Annotated in this window: 15 protein-coding genes; 9 read left to right on the top strand and 6 right to left on the bottom strand. The window is 68.2% G+C overall.

Features of this window, described 5'->3' with window-relative positions; translation table 11 throughout:
* Positions 1-18: 18 nt before the first annotated feature.
* The 3 genes from ACFHNC_RS12510 to ACFHNC_RS12500 all read left to right on the top strand — a co-directional run bounded on the left by ACFHNC_RS12510 (position 19) and on the right by ACFHNC_RS12500 (position 2,624).
* Positions 19-828, top strand: coding sequence for a 3-hydroxybutyrate dehydrogenase (locus tag ACFHNC_RS12510; RefSeq protein WP_437169553.1), 810 nt, complete (start codon positions 19-21; stop codon positions 826-828).
* A 169-nt stretch (positions 829-997) separates the two neighbouring features.
* A complete protein-coding gene (locus tag ACFHNC_RS12505) occupies positions 998-2,110 on the top strand; it encodes a patatin-like phospholipase family protein (RefSeq protein ID WP_437169552.1) in 1,113 nt (370 codons plus the stop codon).
* A 115-nt stretch (positions 2,111-2,225) separates the two neighbouring features.
* Complete coding sequence (locus tag ACFHNC_RS12500) at positions 2,226-2,624, top strand: hypothetical protein (protein WP_437169551.1); 399 nt, start codon at positions 2,226-2,228, stop codon at positions 2,622-2,624.
* A 148-nt stretch (positions 2,625-2,772) separates the two neighbouring features.
* Here ACFHNC_RS12500 and ACFHNC_RS12495 read toward each other — a convergent pair whose 3' ends face one another.
* Genes ACFHNC_RS12495 through ACFHNC_RS12480 form a run of 4 tightly spaced genes read right to left on the bottom strand, consistent with a single transcriptional unit; the run spans position 2,773 to position 6,074 of the window.
* Positions 2,773-3,168 (bottom strand): DUF3293 domain-containing protein, encoded by a 396-nt coding sequence (locus ACFHNC_RS12495; RefSeq protein ID WP_437169550.1) that lies wholly within the window; start codon positions 3,166-3,168, stop codon positions 2,773-2,775.
* Positions 3,168-4,349, bottom strand: a complete 1,182-nt coding sequence (locus ACFHNC_RS12490) for a class I SAM-dependent rRNA methyltransferase (RefSeq protein WP_437169549.1) — start codon at positions 4,347-4,349, stop codon at positions 3,168-3,170. The genes ACFHNC_RS12495 and ACFHNC_RS12490 overlap by 1 nt, the downstream gene beginning before the upstream one ends.
* Before the next feature lie 43 nt (positions 4,350-4,392).
* Positions 4,393-5,295 carry a DMT family transporter gene (locus ACFHNC_RS12485; protein ID WP_437169548.1) on the bottom strand — a complete coding sequence of 301 codons (903 nt, stop codon included), beginning with the start codon at positions 5,293-5,295 and terminating at the stop codon, positions 4,393-4,395.
* On the bottom strand, positions 5,292-6,074 hold the full coding sequence (locus tag ACFHNC_RS12480) for an aldolase (protein WP_437169547.1): 783 nt from the start codon (positions 6,072-6,074) through the stop codon (positions 5,292-5,294). Before ACFHNC_RS12480 ends, ACFHNC_RS12485 begins: the two co-directional genes overlap by 4 nt.
* Positions 6,075-7,235: 1,161 nt before the next feature.
* On the opposite strand from ACFHNC_RS12480, the gene ACFHNC_RS12475 reads away from it, so the two are divergent.
* Together ACFHNC_RS12475 and ACFHNC_RS12470 are read left to right on the top strand one after the other, a co-directional pair.
* A complete protein-coding gene (locus ACFHNC_RS12475; protein ID WP_437169546.1) occupies positions 7,236-8,492 on the top strand; it encodes a Zn-dependent hydrolase in 1,257 nt (418 codons plus the stop codon).
* Between the two features lie 146 nt (positions 8,493-8,638).
* The gene (locus tag ACFHNC_RS12470) at positions 8,639-9,970 is read left to right on the top strand and encodes a hypothetical protein (RefSeq protein WP_437169545.1); all 1,332 of its coding nucleotides are present in this window, start codon (positions 8,639-8,641) and stop codon (positions 9,968-9,970) included.
* Positions 9,971-9,976: 6 nt separating this feature from the next.
* Here the strand turns inward: ACFHNC_RS12470 and ACFHNC_RS12465 are convergent, their stop codons facing one another.
* Complete coding sequence (locus ACFHNC_RS12465; protein ID WP_437169544.1) at positions 9,977-10,738, bottom strand: VIT1/CCC1 transporter family protein; 762 nt, start codon at positions 10,736-10,738, stop codon at positions 9,977-9,979.
* A gap of 320 nt (positions 10,739-11,058) precedes the next feature.
* On the opposite strand from ACFHNC_RS12465, the gene tkt reads away from it, so the two are divergent.
* Positions 11,059-13,005: a transketolase gene (gene tkt, locus ACFHNC_RS12460; RefSeq protein WP_437169706.1), complete on the top strand. Its 1,947-nt coding sequence runs from the start codon at positions 11,059-11,061 to the stop codon at positions 13,003-13,005.
* Between the two features lie 31 nt (positions 13,006-13,036).
* On the top strand, positions 13,037-14,056 hold the full coding sequence (gene gap, locus ACFHNC_RS12455) for a type I glyceraldehyde-3-phosphate dehydrogenase (RefSeq protein ID WP_437169543.1): 1,020 nt from the start codon (positions 13,037-13,039) through the stop codon (positions 14,054-14,056).
* A 45-nt stretch (positions 14,057-14,101) separates the two neighbouring features.
* Here the strand turns inward: gap and ACFHNC_RS12450 are convergent, their stop codons facing one another.
* Entirely contained in the window at positions 14,102-14,500 is a 399-nt protein-coding gene (locus ACFHNC_RS12450) for a DUF6636 domain-containing protein (protein ID WP_437169542.1), read from the bottom strand.
* A gap of 60 nt (positions 14,501-14,560) precedes the next feature.
* On the opposite strand from ACFHNC_RS12450, the gene ACFHNC_RS12445 reads away from it, so the two are divergent.
* Complete coding sequence (locus ACFHNC_RS12445) at positions 14,561-15,751, top strand: phosphoglycerate kinase (protein ID WP_437169541.1); 1,191 nt, start codon at positions 14,561-14,563, stop codon at positions 15,749-15,751.
* A 180-nt stretch (positions 15,752-15,931) separates the two neighbouring features.
* Positions 15,932-16,120 carry a hypothetical protein gene (locus ACFHNC_RS12440; RefSeq protein ID WP_437169540.1) on the top strand — a complete coding sequence of 63 codons (189 nt, stop codon included), beginning with the start codon at positions 15,932-15,934 and terminating at the stop codon, positions 16,118-16,120.
* Positions 16,121-16,148 lie beyond the last annotated feature (28 nt).

The raw sequence follows: 16,148 nt of genomic DNA, 5'->3' as shown, positions 1-16,148 counted from the left end.
ATGCAGGAAGAAGGCGCCATGACCGGCATGACCATGACACGCAAGCTGGAGGGCCGGGTGGCCCTCGTCACCGGCTCCACCTCCGGCATCGGGCTGGCCATCGCGCTGGGCTTCGCGCAATCCGGCGCGCGGGTGATGCTGAACGGCTTCGGCAGCGAGGCCGATATTGCCCGCGCCCGCGCCACGGTGGGTGAGGCGATGGGCGTGGCGGAAGCACCCTATTCCGGCGCCGACATGTCGAAGCCCGAGGAAATCCGCGCCATGGTCAAGGCCTGCGAGGCCGAGCTCGGCGCCTGCGACATCCTGGTGAACAATGCCGGCATCCAGTTCGTCTCCCCGGTCGAGGACTTCCCGGATGACAAATTCGACCGGATCATCGCCATCAACTTCACCTCCAACTTCCACGCCATCAAGGCGGCGCTGCCGGGGATGAAGGCGCGGGGGTTCGGGCGGATCGTCAATGTCGCCTCCGCCCACGGGCTGGTCGCGAGCCCCTTCAAGACGGCTTATGTCGCGGCCAAACATGCGGTGGTGGGGCTGACCAAGTCCGTTGCGCTGGAAGTCGCCCGCGGCCCCGTCACCTGCAACGCCATCTGCCCCGGCTTCGTCCGCACCCCGCTGGCGGAGGCGCAGGTGAAGCCGCTGGCGGAAAAGCACGGCGTCACCGAGGACAAGGCGCTGACCGACTTCCTGCTCGACCGCCAGCCCACCAAAAGGTGGGTGGAGGTGGAGGAAGTGGCGGAGATGGCGCTGTTTCTCTGCGGCCCGAACAGCGGCAGCATCAATGGCACGGCGCTGTCCATCGATGGCGGCTGGACGGCGCAGTGATTTTTCTGCCCCCGGAAGACGGATGCGGCCTCCGGCCGCTTGCCGTCGCACCCTGCACTCTTCGGCAATGGGGGAAGGTTAGGCTGGGCGCGGGCCGCATCCGCGGCCTCGGTCCGCTGAACTGCGCGGACCGCCAGTGCCTGGGCGGACAAGGTGTGAAGCTCTCCCCATGATCGAGAATGAATTCCGCTCGGAAGCGGCCGATACGCTGGGCGCGGCCGGAGCCATCCCCGGCCCTGCTCCGCGCGCGGCCCGCGCCGCGCCCACGACGCGCCGGATCAACCTCGCGCTGCAGGGCGGCGGCACGCATGGCGCCTTCACCTGGGGGGTGCTGGAGCGGCTGCTGGAGGAGGAGCGGATCGAGTTCGAGGCCGTCTCCGGCACCTCCGCCGGCGCGATGAACGCAGCCATCTTCGTGCAGGGCCTGTGCAAGGGCGGGCGGGATGGCGCGCGCCAGGCGCTCGACAGTTTCTGGCGCAATGCGGCCGGGCGCATGGCGAACAGCCCGTTGCAGAACACGCCGCTGGAGAAGGCGATCTGGGGCCACGACCTGACCTGGTCCGTCGCCTACCAGACGTTCGAGACGCTGACCCGCGTCATGTCCCCCTACCAGCTCAACCCCACCCCCTTCGAATTCAACCCGCTGCGCCAGGTGCTGGAGGAGGAGATCCACCCCGAGATCCTGCGCCACGGCAGCGGACCCAAGCTGTTCATCTCCGCCACCTCCGTCCGCACCGGCAAACCCAGGGTCTTTTCGCGGGAAGAGGTGACGGTGGACACGCTGCTCGCTTCCGCCTGCCTGCCGCAATTCTTCAAGGCGGTGGAGATCGATGGCGAGCCGTTCTGGGATGGCGGCTACCTGGGCAACCCGGCGCTCTGGCCGCTTTATGAACAGGGCGGGCCGCCGGACATCGTGCTGGTGCAGCTCAACCCCATCGTGCGGGACGAGTTGCCGACGCGGCCGACCGAGATCGTCAACCGGCTGAATGAGATCAGCTTCAATGCGTCCCTGATGGCGGAGATGCGCGCCATCGACTTCGTGCAGCGGCTGCTGGAGGCGGGGCGGCTGGAGCAGCCGCGCTACCGCAAGCTGTTCGTCCATTGCATCGAGGATGAGGCACGGATGCGCGACTTCAAGCTGAGCACCAAGCTGAATGGGGATTGGGACTTCCTGATGACCCTGAAGCGTTATGGGCGTGAGGCTGCCGGGCTGTGGCTGGAGACGCATTTCGACAAGCTCGGCCGCGAAAGCAGCGTGGATATCCGCGAGCGCTTTCTGTGACATAGACCAACCGCGGCATCGGCTGCGCCTATCGGCCCGAGAGGGTCTTCGGATTGGAGGTGCGGCGCCCGGAAGCGCTTGATCTGCCCAGCGAAACCAAGCTGGAGATCAGGCCATGAACGACACCGCACCGGGGTATGGAGACTGGGACCTCGACTTCATCGTGCCAGAAGTCCCGGCACAGGGCCGCTGGCGTGGCGGCCCGCTGAACCACCGGCTGCGTGAGGGGAACGAGACCCTGATCTGGCACCCCGGCGATGGCAGCCGGGTGATTTCGGCACAGGACGGCGTCCACACCCTGCAACTGGACGATGCCGACCGCACGCTGGAACAGGTGATGGCCGCCATCCGGGTGGAGTCGAATTCCGCCGGCAAGCCCCGCCTGCTGCTGGGGGAGATTGGCGTGGCCGGCGTGCGCGGCACGATCGCCATGGGGGCGGAACAGATCCGCTTCGCCGGTCTGCGCCGCATCGTCATCGGCGGCTACAGCGCCTATCCGGCGCGCAAGGCTTAGTGACCGTCTGAGAATGCCGGCGGCTGAGGACCCGCAGGTGATTTTTCGTCCCTGCAAGGCGCCGGATGCAGGCGATGCTGGTTGCATCGGCAAATCCGGCAACACGGCAGGGGCGGAAAAGCACCGTGGGACCGACCCCCCGGTGTTTTCAAACGGTCACTTGGCGGATCAGGCGCAGCCGCGCCGGCTGGCGTGGCGCGACGGTGACGATGGCCCATTGCCGGAAGCGCCGCGCCAGCACCGCCAGCCGGCGCGGGTCGCCTTCCAGCAGCAGGTGGTGCTCGGCCCAGCCGCCGGCCTGGCCGAAGCCTTCCGCCAGCACACGGCCCCGCGCCACCTGGCGCAGCCGGGCCTGCATGCGCTGGTTCCAGCCCTGTGGCATGGGGCGGCTGAGCGGGTTCCAGGCGGTGATGAAGCTGGCCTGGCGCGCGCCCTGCCGCGCCAGCAGCGCGTCCATCGCCGCGCTGCGCCGGCCGATCCGCGCCACGGCGCCGGCAGCCTCATAGGCCGTGGCGCGGAAGGCGCACAGGGGTGGCGCGCGCATCACGTCAGGTGCAGCAGCAGGCCCTTGAGATAGGCGCTTTCCGGCAGGCCGGGATGCACCGGGTGGTCCGGCCCGGCGCCAACGGTGGCCAGCAGCCGCGCCTCCCGCTTCGCCTTGTGCACGCCCCAGGCCACCGCATCGGTGAAATCCCCCGGCGAGACGTGGTGGGAGCAGGAGGCGATGAACAGGATGCCGTCCTTCGCCACCAGCCCGGCCGCCAGCCGCGCCAGCTTGCCGTAGCCGCGCAGCGCCGCCGGCTGGTCCTTGCGGGTCTTGGCGAAAGCGGGCGGGTCGGCCACCACCACGTCGAAGCGGCGACCGCTGGCGGCCATCCTCTCCAGGTGTTCCAGGGCTTCCGCCTTCAGCGGCGTAATGCGGTCCGCGAATCCTGCCAGGCGCGCGGCCTGCATGGCGTGGTCCAGCGCGTGTTCACTGCGGTCCAGTAGCGTGACCTCCGCCGCACCGGCCGCCGCCGCGGCCAGGCCGAAGCCGCCGGTGTGGCAGAAGGCGTCCAGCATGGACCGGCCCTGGCAGAAGCGGGCGACCATGGCGCGGTTGGCGCGCTGGTCGAAGAACCAGCCGGTCTTCTGGCCGCCAAGCAGGTCCACCGGGAAGCTGAGGCCGGATTCCGCGACGGTCGCCGTGCCCTCCCCCTGCAAGGCGGTGACGGATTCGGTCAGGCCCTCCAGCTTGCGCACGGCGCTGTCGTTGCGGGCGACCACCAGGCGCGGGGCGAACAGGACGTTCAGCGCGGCCAGGATGTGCGGCGTCGCGGCATCCATGCCGGCGGTATTCGCCTGGATTGCCACCGCATCGCCATAGCGGTCGATGACCAGGCCGGGCAGGCCATCCGCCTCGGCATGCACCAGACGGTAGAAGGGCGCGTCGAACAGCCGCTCCCGCAGGCTCAGGCAGGCGGCGAGGCGGGAGAGGTACCAGCCAGCGTCGATCGAAGCCGCCGGATTGGCATCCAGGCGGCGGGCGGCGATCAGGCTGTGCGGGTTGAAGTGCCAGACGCCGTGCTTGACGCCGTCATCGCCCTCCAGCCGCACCGGGGTGCCGGGCGGGATGGCGCGCAGCGCCGGGGTCATGGCGATCTCGTTGGAGAAGGCCCAGGGATGGCCCATCTTCACGCGGCGGTCGCCGCCGGGGGCGAGGCGGATCAGCGGATGCTCGGTCATGCCGGGCCTAATGACCCGATCAGCCGCGTACCGCCAGTAAGCTCTATCCGCGTACTGCAAGTACGACCCCGCCAATGGTCATGGACAGCGCCACCACCTCCCGCACCCCCAGCGCCTCGCCCAGGAACAGGGCGGCGGCCGCCACGCCGATGACCGGCGTCAGCAGGGTGCCGGAGGCCGCGGCCTCCGCCGGGAGGCGGCGCAGCGCGGCGAACCAGGCGAGGTAGCAAAGGCCAAGCGGCCCGATGCCGCCATACAGGATCACCGCCCAGCCGGCTGGCGACAGCGCCCCGAAATCCGGCCGCTCAACCGCCAAAGCGCCGACCAGCAGCGGCACGCAGCCGATGGTGAGCTGCCAAGCGGCGGAGGCGGTGGGCGGCAGCGCCATCGGCCAGCGCTTGGTCACCACCGTGCCGAGCGAGAACAGCACCGCCGCCGAAAGCGCCACCGCCACCCCCGGCAGCTTGGCCAGCCCGAGATCCAGCCCGGACCCCAGCACCAGCACCAGCAACCCGCCCAGCCCCAGTGCCAGCGCCGCGATCCGCATCCGGCTCGGCGGGTCGCCCAGGATGATCCAGGCGAAGATCGAGGCCCAGACCGGCATGGTATAGCAGACGATGGTCGCCTCCCCCGCCGCCAGCCACAGCAGGGAAAAGGCCGCGAGGCCCATCCAGGCGGTCACGTTCAGCAGGCTCGCCATCACCAGCCGCGGCCACAACTCGCGCGGCACCGCCAGCGCCTCCCCCTTCCAGCGGGCGATGGCGAACAGCAGGGTGATGCCGATGGCGGCGCAGGCCAGCCGCATGGAAAAGGGCGGCAATTCCAACAGCAGCAGCTTCATCGCCGGCCAGTTCAGGCCCCAGCCGACCACCGTGACCAGCAGCAGCGCCAGGCCGCGCGGGTCCAGCGCTGCGCGGGGGGTCAATCCCGCCGCGGGGCGGCTCAATCGAGGTAGTCCGGCTCCTCCTTCGCCAGGCGGCGCTTGATGCTCTCCAGATGGAGCACCGCGCTTTCACGATCGCCGAGGCGCATCTGGTCGTAGGTCTTCTGCGCCATCTCCGGCGGTACCGGCTTCAGCGGCCGGCCGGTGGACAGCGCCAGGCGCTGCGCCTCCGCCGCGCGTTCCAGGTAGTACAAATCGTCCCAGGCCTCGGCGGCGCTGGCGCCCACCACCATCACGCCGTGGTTCTTCATGAAGACGATATCGGCATCGCCGATCGAGGCCGCGATGCGGTCCCCTTCCCGCTCATCCAGAGCGAGGCCGTTGTAGTGCTCGTCCACCACGGTACGGCCGTAGAATTTCAGCGCGGACTGCCCGGCCCAGGCCAGCGGCGGGCCTTCCAGCATGGCGAGCGCGGTCGCGTTCGGCATGTGGGTGTGGAAGGCGGCCTTGGCGCGGGGCAGGTTCTTGTGGACCCGGGCGTGGATGTAGAAGGCGGTCGCTTCCGGCACGCCCTCGCCCGCCACCACATTGCCTTCGTAGTCGCAGATCAGGAGGCGGGAGGCGGTAATCTCGGCGAAGGCCCAGCCATAGGGGTTCACCAGGAACAGATCATCCCGCCCCGGCACCACCAGGGAGAAGTGGTTGCAGATGCCCTCATGCATGCCGAGGCGGGCGGCCATGCGGAGGGTGGCGGCAAGATCGACCCGCGCGGTGCGCACCGCATCGGCATCGAGTTCCGAGTTGCGGAGAATGGCGGGGGCAGCGTTCAGCGCATGCGCCATGACGAGGGCCTTTCGAGGGTTTCCACCGACCATGATTCGCAGCACCGCCGCCCGCCTGCAAGCCTGCGGTTCAAGGTACAGCAGTGACCGAGGTGTCTCGCGCCTGGTGGTGCCCGCTGAATGGATTTTGCGCCTCGGAGCTACCATGCGTAAAATGCGTTGCAGAGCCAGACTCGATTTCATCCGATCCTTTAGCGACAGTACGATAGCCGCGCAAATGATGTCCACATCAGCATTTTGACTTAGACACCTCTTGTTCCAGCGCAGTTTTGTCCTTTACCAGAAGCCGGACGTTTACAGGAGCTAAATATGTCGACCGACCAGTCAAGCAGCCCTTTGTATTTATCTGAGTTATCCCAACTACCAGCGCTAGTTGATCAGGAGCAGAGAATTGCTCTTGAAGCTCTGGACGTAGCCGCAGCTAGCGCGCTGAAAAGCTATAGTGAGCTTACCAATATTGCCGATGCTATGGTCGCACCTCCCGAGCCTGTGAAGGTATCAGAATCTGACACCATCTTAATGTTCATACATGCCCGGAACATTATCAGAGAGGCGTCTCTTTTGACGCGCCTGCTGGGCAATCCAAAGGTCCTTCAGCTGGCGCCTGCACATAGGGTTCAACAGCAAAAAAATCAACGGCGGAAGGCCCGGCCAAGGGCAGAACCGGTGAGCCCGGCGATCGACCTCCGCAACCTTCTCGATCATATTCCAGAGCAACTTGGCAACTTGGCTAGCAGCTCCCGTCACAACCCGGAGGCGGGTATGCTGTCATTCTGCAATTGGGTGCCTGAGGATATCCGAGATGGCCAACTGACGGTAGCGCGGGTGGTTCTTTTAACCATAGGCTCCGCAAATGCAAATCTCGCCTACACTGCTGGACAGGAAGAGTTCAATAATTTAGCTCGTAGCCCAAGCGACAATTTCGTCCTCTTTGTTGGCAGCAAACACGCGAACCTCACTGATGTGATCCGGAAGATTGGTGTCGAGCGAGAGAAGCTGCGCGTGGCGGTACACGCTGCGCTTCCATTAATCATTGAAAAGGCGAAGCAAGACCTAACGCCGGATGCACTTGAGGAAGCGCTTCAACCGCGGCCAAAAATGAGCCCATTAGTAGTGCAGGCGACATTTCAGGCGAAATTACACAGGGCGGAGGGCGGTAGGATGAGCGGAACCAACCAGCGGATCGACGGCCAACGCCTGTGGGACAGCCTGACGGCCATGGCGCGCCACGGCGCCACGCCCAAGGGCGGCGTGCGGCGGCTGACGCTGACCGATATCGACAAGGCGGCGCGGGATGATTTCCGCAGCCAGTGCGAGGCGCTGGGCCTGACGGTGCGGGTGGATGCCATCGGCAACATGTTCGCCCGCCGTGAGGGCCGCGACCCGACGCGCCTGCCCGTGCTGTTCGGCAGCCACCTCGACAGCCAGCCCTCGGGCGGAAAATACGATGGCGCGCTCGGTGTAATGGCGGGGATGGAGGTGATGCGGACCCTGCACGACCTCAACATCACCACGGACGCGCCGCTGGAGCTGGTGAACTGGACCGACGAAGAAGGCAGCCGCTTCGGCCTCTCGCTCATGGGCAGCGGCACCTGGGCAGGGGTCTATCCCATTGAACGCAGCTACGCCCTGCCTGACCAGCAGGGCGTCACCGTGGAACAGGCATTGAAGGAAATCGGCTACCAGGGCGAGCACCCGGCCGCCCCCTTCCCGGCCGATGCCTATTTCGAGCTGCATATCGAACAGGGTCCGATCCTGGAGGCCGCAGGCCAGCTTATCGGCATCGTCACCGGCGCGCAGGCGCAGGTCTGGTGGGATGCGCGGGTCATTGGCCAGGACAGCCACGCCGGGACCACGCCGCCCTCAACTCGCCGCGATGCGCTGGTGGCCGCGGCGCAGGTGATATCCCTGGTGGACGGGCTGATGCGCGACCGCGGCGAGGAGGGTCGCGGCACGGTGGGCTTTCTGAAGGTGGAACCCAACAGCCGCAACGTGATCCCCGGCGAGGTCCGCTTCTCCATCGAGTTCCGCCACCCCGACAGCGCCGACATCGCCGGCCTGGCGCGGGATTTTCCGGCCATGGCCGCCGCCGTGGTGGCGGAGACGGGCTGCAAGTTGGAACTCACCCAGGTGCTGCATTACGACGCGCAGCCCTTCGATGCGGAGTGCGTCGCGCTGGTGGAACAGGCGGCCCAGCGCCTCGGCTATCCCGCGCGACGCATGGTTTCCGGCGCAGGCCACGATGCCGTCTATGTCGCGCGGCGCATGCCGGCGGCGATGATCTTCTGCCCCTGCAAGGACGGCCTCAGCCACAACGAGGCCGAGAGCATCGAGCCGGCGGAGGCCGAGGCCGGCTGCCAGGTGCTGTTCGAGGCGGTGGTGGCGCGCGCCAGCCGCGGATTGCGCGACGGCGGATGAATGGCATTGCGCGACGGCGCATTGGTGGCATTGCGCTAAGCGGCCGAAGTTCGCATCGTGCCTCGCAACTTTCACGTGATTGAGGCGCTTGGCGGGGGGCATGACCTGCTCCTCGTCCTCAATCATCCATGGAGAGCCCGCGCATCATGAACCCGACCACCTGGCCACGTCCGGCCCAGATCGCCGCCGGAATTCTGCTGCTGTTCGGCGTGATCGGATGGATCACTGTCATCTCCGTCAGTGGCGATGCGCGGGAGGCGCGGGAGCAGGCCGCGCGGACCGAAACGCAGCGGGCCGGGCTGGAAACGACCCTCGCCGCGGAACGCGCCGCCAGCGGTGCCCTGCCCGCCATCGAGGCGCGGGCCCAGGCGGCTGAGCAGGCGCGCGTGGCGGCCGAACAGCAGGCACAGCAACTGACAGCGCAGGCCACCGCGGCAGAACAGCAACTGGCGCAGCTGCGCCAGCAATCCGAGGCCGGCCAGCAGGCGCAGCAGCAGGCCGCCCAGGCTGCCCAGGCCGCGCAGCAGGCGCGTGATACGGCGGCGCAGGAGGCCGAGACGCTCGGCACCCGGGCGACGGAACTTCGGGAGCAGATCGGCCAGGCCGAAACGCGCCTGACCGAGCTGCGCAGCAGCGTCCAGGAAGCCGAAGCAGCGCAGGCCCGCGCCGCCGAGAGCCGTGATTCGACCGCGGAAGCGCTGCGGGGCCTGGAAGCCCGCGCATCCGAGCTGAATGCCGGCGTGCAGAGCGCCGAGCAGCGTCTGGCGGAGCTGACCCGGGAAGCCGGCCAGGCCCAGGAATTGATCACCGGCCGCCGCGCCGAGATCGCCGGCCTTGAGCAGCGGCAGCGCGGCCTTCGGGACCAGACCGCGCTGATGGAGAACGACCTGACCGCGCGCCGCTCCGCGCTGGCCGAGGTGCAGACCCGGCTGGAGCAGGCCACCCAGGGCGCCGAACAGGCCGCCAACCGCCTGTCATCGAACCAGGCGGACATTGCCCAGGCAACCCGCCAGGCCGGCGAGGTGCAGCAGCGCCTGGCCACGCTGCGGAACGAGGCGACCGCGGCGGAAGCCGAGCGTGACCAGCGCCGCCAGGCGTCGCAGCGCGCCGAGGCGGAGGCCGAGCGCCTGAACCAGGCCCGCCAGACGGCGGAGCGTGAGGCGCAGCAGGCGCAGACGCGGCTGGACGAGGTGACCGCCGAACTGCGCGCCGCGACGGAGCGTCTGTCCGGCCTGACCGCCAATGTCGAGACGCAGGCGAACCGCCTGTCCGAGCTGCGCCAGTCGGCCGAGCAGGCCGGCGCCGCCCTGGCGGAACGTCAGCGCGCGGCGGCGGAAGCCACGCGCCAGGCCACGGAACTGACCGAGCAGACGCGCAACGCCCAGGCCACGCTGACCCGTCTGCGCGAAGCCATCGCCCAGCAGCAGCAGCAGCAGCAGAACCAGCAACAGCAGGCGCCGCGCCAGCCGGCAAACTGAGGCGGCTCAGCCGAGCGTGGCGGCCAGGACCCAGGCCGCCACGGCCGCAGCAGCGCCGAGCGCGAGGGCCTGCACGGCACCACGCAGGGGCGGCAAATCCTCCGACTGCGCCCGCAACCCACCGAGTGCGGCCAGGGCGGCAAAGGTGGCGGCGGCAGACCACCCGAGCGCCGCGCTTCCGCCGATCATGGCATAGGGCAGCACCGGCAGCATTCCGGCCACCACCTGCGCCACCGCCAGGATGGTGGCGGAACGGGCAGCGCGGCCGGGATCGGGCTCCGACAGGTCCAGCTCGAACCGCATCATGAAATCGACCCAGCGCCGGCGATCGCTGGCAATGGCCTCCACCGCCTGCCGCAGCACCTGCCCGCGCACGCCATAGCGGTGCAGGATGGCCGCGACCTCCCACCGTTCCCGATCCGGGTAGAGGTGGCTTTCCTCCTCCTCCCGCGCCCGTTCCAGCTGGTAGCGGGCCGCCGCATCGCGCGCCGCCAGGGCGCTGCCAAGCCCGGCCGCAACCGCGCCGGCCGCGGCGGCGGCGAGGCCGGCGAGGATGGTCTGGGACGGCGCGGCGCCCAACCCGGCCAGGGTGGCGGTCACGGCGAAGGGCAACACCAGCCCCTGCCCGGCGCCGGATACCAACTCCCGCATCGGGGACTGGGCGGCGAAGTGCAGTTCCTCATGTGGCGGGCCGGGCGGCATCGGTGGCAGGCCGTCCCGCGTCGGCTCCGACGGTGGCTCCTGCACGGGGGTGGTTGCAATCTGCATGGCCGGCACCCTAGCCGCCCGGTGCCCTCCAAGTCACGTGCAGAAAGCCGGGTTGGCGCCTGCAAAGCCTTGTGATCAAAGGATTTTATGGGAATGCGACGCATCCTCATCCGGCGCCCTCGGGCCGCCGGCGGAACCGCCGGGGGCGGCCGCCATGGCGGATCGGGTTGTCGCAGGCGCGGGCGATGTCTATAGGCTGGCCCGACCGGAGTATCCCCTTGGCCACCACCGAACCCGACAGCCAACCCCGCACCGAGCCGACCGCCGCCCAGGCGGCCCAGGCCCTGCTGCTTGCCCGTCCTGCCAGCGAGGATCGGCGGATGGCCGATGCCATTCGCGCACTGGCCATCGATGCGGTGGAACAGGCCAAATCAGGCCATCCCGGCATGCCGATGGGCATGGCGGATGTGGCGACGGTGCTGTTCACGCGCTTCCTGAAATACGACGCCGCGGACCCCCGCTGGCCGGACCGGGACCGCTTCGTGCTGTCCGCCGGCCACGGCTCCATGCTGCTCTATGCGCTGCTGCACCTGACCGGCCAGGAAGGCATGTCCATCGAGGACATCAAGCGCTTCCGCCAATTGCACTCCCCCGCCGCCGGCCACCCGGAATTCGGCGAGCATCCGGGCATCGAGACCACCACCGGTCCGCTCGGCCAGGGCATCGCCACCGCGGTCGGCATGGCGCTGGCGGAACGGATGCTGGCGGCGCGCTTCGGCAAGTCCCTGGTCGATCACCGCACCTGGGTCATCGCCTCCGACGGCGACCTGATGGAGGGCATCAGCCACGAGGCGGCCTCCTTCGCCGGGCACATGAAGCTGGAACGGCTTTGCGTGCTGTATGACGACAACAACATCTCGATCGATGGCGACACCGCGCTCTCCCTTTCGGATGATGCGCTGAAGCGGTTCCAGGCCTATGGCTGGGCCACCCGCCGCATCGACGGGCACGACCATGAGCAGGTCGCCGCCGCCATGGCCTGGGCGATGCGCAACCGCAAGCCGACGCTGATCGCCTGCCGCACCATCATCGGCTTCACCGCGCCGACCAAGGCCGGCACGGCGGCCAGCCACGGCGCGCCACTGGGCAAGACCGAAGCCGATGCCGCCAAGGCCGCGATGGGCTGGAACCATGGGCCGTTCGAGGTGCCGGAAGGCCTGAAGGGGCGCTGGGAGGAAGCCGGCCGCCGCGGCGCCGGCACCCGCCGGTCCTGGCTGAAGCGCCTGGCCAACCACGCTCAGAAGGATGAGTTCGACCGCGCCATGTCCGGCCGCCTGCCGGAAGCCTGGCACGAGAAGCTGGTGGAGCTGCGCGCGAAGCACGCCGAGGAACGGCCGAAGATCGCCACCCGCATCGCCTCTCAGCGCGCATTGGAAGCGCTGGTGCCGGCGGTGCCGGAGCTGGTGGGCGGTTCGGCCGACCTGACGGGCTCCAACAATACCAATGTGAAGGGCATCCCCGCCGTCTCGCCGGGCAACTATGCCGGCCGCTACATCCATTACGGCGTTCGCGAGCACGGCATGGCCGCCGCGATGAACGGCATGGCGCTGCATGGCGGGCTGATCCCCTATTCCGGCACCTTCCTGGTCTTCGCCGATTATATGCGACCGGCAATCCGGCTCGCAGCCCTGATGCGCCAGCGCGTCATCCATGTGCTGACGCATGACAGCATCGGCCTGGGCGAGGATGGGCCGACCCATCAGCCGGTGGAAACCCTCGCCTCGCTGCGCATCATCCCGAACCTGGCGGTGTTCCGGCCGGCGGATGCGATGGAGACGGCCGAATGCTGGGAACTGGCGGTGAAGCGCGCCGATGGCCCCTCCGTGCTGGCGCTGTCACGGCAGAACCTGCCGGCGCTGCGCGCGGATTCGGGTGAAAATCGCTGCGCCCGCGGCGGCTATGTGCTGGCCGAAAGCTCCGGCGCCCGGCGCGCCACGCTGATCGCCACCGGATCGGAAGTGCATCTCGCCATCGCCGCCCGCGCGGCGCTGGAGGCCGAGGGCATCCCGACCGCCGTGGTGTCCCTGCCGAGCTGGGAGCTCTTCGCCCTGCAGGATGAGGGCTACCGGAACCAGGTGCTGGGTGACGTGTTGCGTGTGGGGATCGAGGCGGCACTGCCCTTCGGCTGGGACCGTTGGCTGGGGCCGGATGGCATCTTCATCGGTATGCAGGGCTTCGGCGCCAGCGCGCCGGCCGAGGATCTGTTCCGCCACTTCGGAATCACGGCGGAGGCCACCGTGGCGGCGGTGAAGAAGCGCCTCGGCTGAACATCTTGCGGATAAAAGGGGATAGACGACCATGACGGTGAAGGTTGCCATCAACGGCTTCGGGCGCATCGGCCGCCTCGTTCTGCGTGCCATGATCGAGAGCAACCGCACCGACGTGGAATGCGTCGCGATCAACGACCTGGGCAGCGTCGAGGCGAACGCCCACCTGTTCCGCTTCGATAGCGTCCACGGCCGCTTCCCCGGCGAAGTGGCGGTGGACGGCAACAAGCTGCTGATCACCGCCAATGGCCGCACCTATGCGCCGATCGTGGTCAGCAGCGAGCGTGACCCGACCAAGGTGCCGTTCCAGGGCGTTGACGTCGCCATGGAATGCACCGGCATTTTCACGGCGAAGGACAAGGCCTCGGCCCTGATCACCGCCGGCGCGCGCAAGGTGCTGATCTCGGCACCGGGCGAGAATGCCGATGCGACCATCGTCTATGGCGTGAACGAGAAGACGCTGACGAAGGAGATGACGGTCGTCTCCAACGCTTCCTGCACCACCAACTGCCTGGCGCCGGTGGCCAAGGTGCTGCACGACAATTTCGGCATCGAGCGCGGCTACATGCTGACCATCCATGCCTATACCGGCGACCAGAACACGGTCGATACTCTGCACAAGGATTTGCACCGCGCCCGTGCGGCCGCGGTTTCCGCCATTCCGACCAGCACCGGCGCCGCGCGGGCGATGGGCCTGGTGATGCCGGAACTGAAGGGCAAGCTGGATGGCAGCGCCATCCGCATCCCGACGCCGAACGTGTCCCTGGTCAGCCTGGATTTCGTGCCGGCCAAGTCCGGCGTGACGGCGGAGGCCGTGAACGCCGTGATGAAGGCCGCGTCCGAGTCCGGACCGCTGAAGGGCATCCTCGGCTACAACACGGCGCCGCTGGTCTCGATCGACTTTAACCACGACCCGCACAGCTCCACCTTCGATGCGACCCAGACGCAGGTGGTGGATGGCGCGCTGGTGCGCGTGATGTCCTGGTACGACAATGAGTGGGGCTTCTCGAACCGCATGTCCGACACGGCGGCGCTGTTCGGCAGCCTCTGACCCGTTGGCCGCTGCCCAGTGCCAGGCACTGGGCGGCGGGGCCTTTCAGTACAGGTTGAGCCGGCGTCGCGACAATTCGAAGCCGTGTCCCTCAGCATTGATGCAGCGCAAGCCGGTGCGCTCGGCGTGGCAGGTTACGCCGACGCCGTCCCAACGCTGGCCGTAATTCAGCCGACGCGCGCCACGGTTCACCACCGTGTCACCCGCACACAGTACGCGCGTGCTGCCCCGTGCGCCGATACTGTAGGCGTGCCCCCAATCCGTATCGCAGCCCTGCGGCTGCGCCGGCTTGGCAAAGCTGTAATCCACAAGATCACAGCGCAGCGCATTTTCCTCGACCTCGCAAAAGACGTTTCCGGACGGCAACTGGAAGCCCTCCTGGGCCGATGCTACGACCGGAGCGCTGAACAGGGTTAGCGTGGCGGCAGCGATAAGCCAGCGCATCGTGTGTCCTCATGTCTGCACCACTGTCCCACCATCCCCTGAGTGAGGAGAGCCGAAGCGATGTCATTCCGGAACATTGATGCGTTGGATGCCCAAGGCAAGCGCGTGCTGCTGCGCGCCGACCTCAACGTGCCGGTGCGCGACGGTGCGATCACCGACCACACCCGGATCGAGCGCCTGGCGCCGACCATTCGCGAATTGTCGGACAAGGGCGCGCGGATCATCGTCTGCAGCCATTTCGACCGGCCCAAGGGCAAGCGGGTGCCGGAGATGTCGCTGCAGCCGATGGTGGCGGCGCTGTCCACAGCGCTGGGTCGCCCGGTCGCCTGGGTGGATGACTGCATCGGGCCGCAGGCCGAGGCCGCCGCCACGGCGCTGGTGGATGGCGAGGTGCTGCTGCTGGAGAACACCCGCTTCCATGCCGGCGAGGAAAAGAACGATCCCGCAATGGCCGCAAGCCTGGCGAAGCTGGCCGATGTCTTCGTGAACGACGCCTTCTCCGCCGCGCATCGGGCGCATGCGAGCACGGAGGGCGTGGCCCACCTGCTGCCCGCCTATGCCGGCCGGCTGATGGAGGCGGAGTTGAAGGCGCTGGATGCGGCGCTCGGCAATCCGGCCCGCCCGGTGGTCGCCATTGTCGGCGGCGCCAAGATCTCCACCAAGCTGGAGCTGCTTGGCAACCTGACGCGCCTCGTCAATGTGCTGGTGATCGGCGGCGCCATGGCCAACACCTTCCTCGCAGCCCAGGGCCACGCCATGGGCCGCTCGCTGCAGGAAGCCGAGATGCATGACACGGCGCTCAGCATCATGGCCGAGGCCCAGGCCGCGAATTGCGAGATCCTGCTGCCGGTGGATCTGGTGGTGGCCGGCGAATTCGCCGCTCAGGCGCCGCACCGCACCGTGGGCATCGACCAGGTGCCGCAGGATATGATGGCGCTCGATGTCGGGCCGGATACGGTGGAGTTGGTGGAGAAGCGGCTGCGCCAGGCCTCCACCCTGGTCTGGAACGGCCCCTTCGGTGCCTTCGAGATTGCGCCCTTCGACATGGCGACGGTGGCGGTGGCGCAATCGGTGGCGGGGCTCACGGCCTCCGCCGGGCTGAAATCCATCGCCGGTGGCGGCGACACGGTCTCCGCGCTGCGCCATGCCGGGGTGCTGGACCGGCTGACCTATGTCTCCTCCGCCGGCGGTGCCTTCCTGGAATGGCTGGAGGGCAAGACCCTGCCGGGGGTGAAGGTGCTGGAGGCGTAGGCCCAGGGGGTTTACGATTTCTCAATCTGAGGCGTCGATTCCACTATAGGTTGCTGGATCGTTAACGGCGCATTTCGGCACTCTGCCGTCATGCGCCCCATCCGACCGACCTCCTCGAAATCCGCCTACAGGTTCACGGATCATTTAGACCTTCGCTTCATGGTCGTTCGCATGATCGCCATGAACTCCCTCTCCGCCTTCACGGCGGAAGTCTCCCGCACGCAGGGTGCCACGCAGGTGCGTGGCACCAGTGCTTCCCCGCAACCGCTGCAGCCGATGCCGGCGCCGCAGCAGCGCACGCTGGATACGATGCCGGCGGCGCCCGGCGTGCCCCTGCCGCGCGGATCGCTGCTCGACCTTCGGGTCTGAGAACCGCCAGGGTGCCCGCAGCCGGCAC

Source organism: Falsiroseomonas sp. E2-1-a4 (assembly GCF_051433165.1).
In the GTDB taxonomy this organism is placed as follows: Bacteria; Pseudomonadota; Alphaproteobacteria; order Acetobacterales; family Acetobacteraceae; genus Falsiroseomonas.
This window is presented reverse-complemented; position numbering and strand designations above follow the sequence as displayed.

Excerpts from the sequence above, each read along its gene's own strand:
- gap (WP_437169543.1), top strand. The coding sequence starts at position 13,037 with ATGACGGTGAAGGTTGCCATCAACGGCTTCGGGCGCATCGGCCGCCTC.
- ACFHNC_RS12490 (WP_437169549.1), bottom strand. The coding sequence starts at position 4,349 with ATGACCGAGCATCCGCTGATCCGCCTCGCCCCCGGCGGCGACCGCCGC.
- ACFHNC_RS12465 (WP_437169544.1), bottom strand. The coding sequence starts at position 10,738 with ATGCAGATTGCAACCACCCCCGTGCAGGAGCCACCGTCGGAGCCGACG.
- ACFHNC_RS12440 (WP_437169540.1), top strand. The coding sequence starts at position 15,932 with ATGAACTCCCTCTCCGCCTTCACGGCGGAAGTCTCCCGCACGCAGGGT.
- ACFHNC_RS12495 (WP_437169550.1), bottom strand. The coding sequence starts at position 3,168 with ATGCGCGCGCCACCCCTGTGCGCCTTCCGCGCCACGGCCTATGAGGCT.
- ACFHNC_RS12470 (WP_437169545.1), top strand. The coding sequence starts at position 8,639 with ATGAACCCGACCACCTGGCCACGTCCGGCCCAGATCGCCGCCGGAATT.
- tkt (WP_437169706.1), top strand. The coding sequence starts at position 11,059 with ATGGCCGATGCCATTCGCGCACTGGCCATCGATGCGGTGGAACAGGCC.
- ACFHNC_RS12500 (WP_437169551.1), top strand. The coding sequence starts at position 2,226 with ATGAACGACACCGCACCGGGGTATGGAGACTGGGACCTCGACTTCATC.
- ACFHNC_RS12450 (WP_437169542.1), bottom strand. The coding sequence starts at position 14,500 with ATGCGCTGGCTTATCGCTGCCGCCACGCTAACCCTGTTCAGCGCTCCG.
- ACFHNC_RS12510 (WP_437169553.1), top strand. The coding sequence starts at position 19 with ATGACCGGCATGACCATGACACGCAAGCTGGAGGGCCGGGTGGCCCTC.
- ACFHNC_RS12445 (WP_437169541.1), top strand. The coding sequence starts at position 14,561 with ATGTCATTCCGGAACATTGATGCGTTGGATGCCCAAGGCAAGCGCGTG.
- ACFHNC_RS12505 (WP_437169552.1), top strand. The coding sequence starts at position 998 with ATGATCGAGAATGAATTCCGCTCGGAAGCGGCCGATACGCTGGGCGCG.
- ACFHNC_RS12475 (WP_437169546.1), top strand. The coding sequence starts at position 7,236 with ATGAGCGGAACCAACCAGCGGATCGACGGCCAACGCCTGTGGGACAGC.
- ACFHNC_RS12480 (WP_437169547.1), bottom strand. The coding sequence starts at position 6,074 with ATGGCGCATGCGCTGAACGCTGCCCCCGCCATTCTCCGCAACTCGGAA.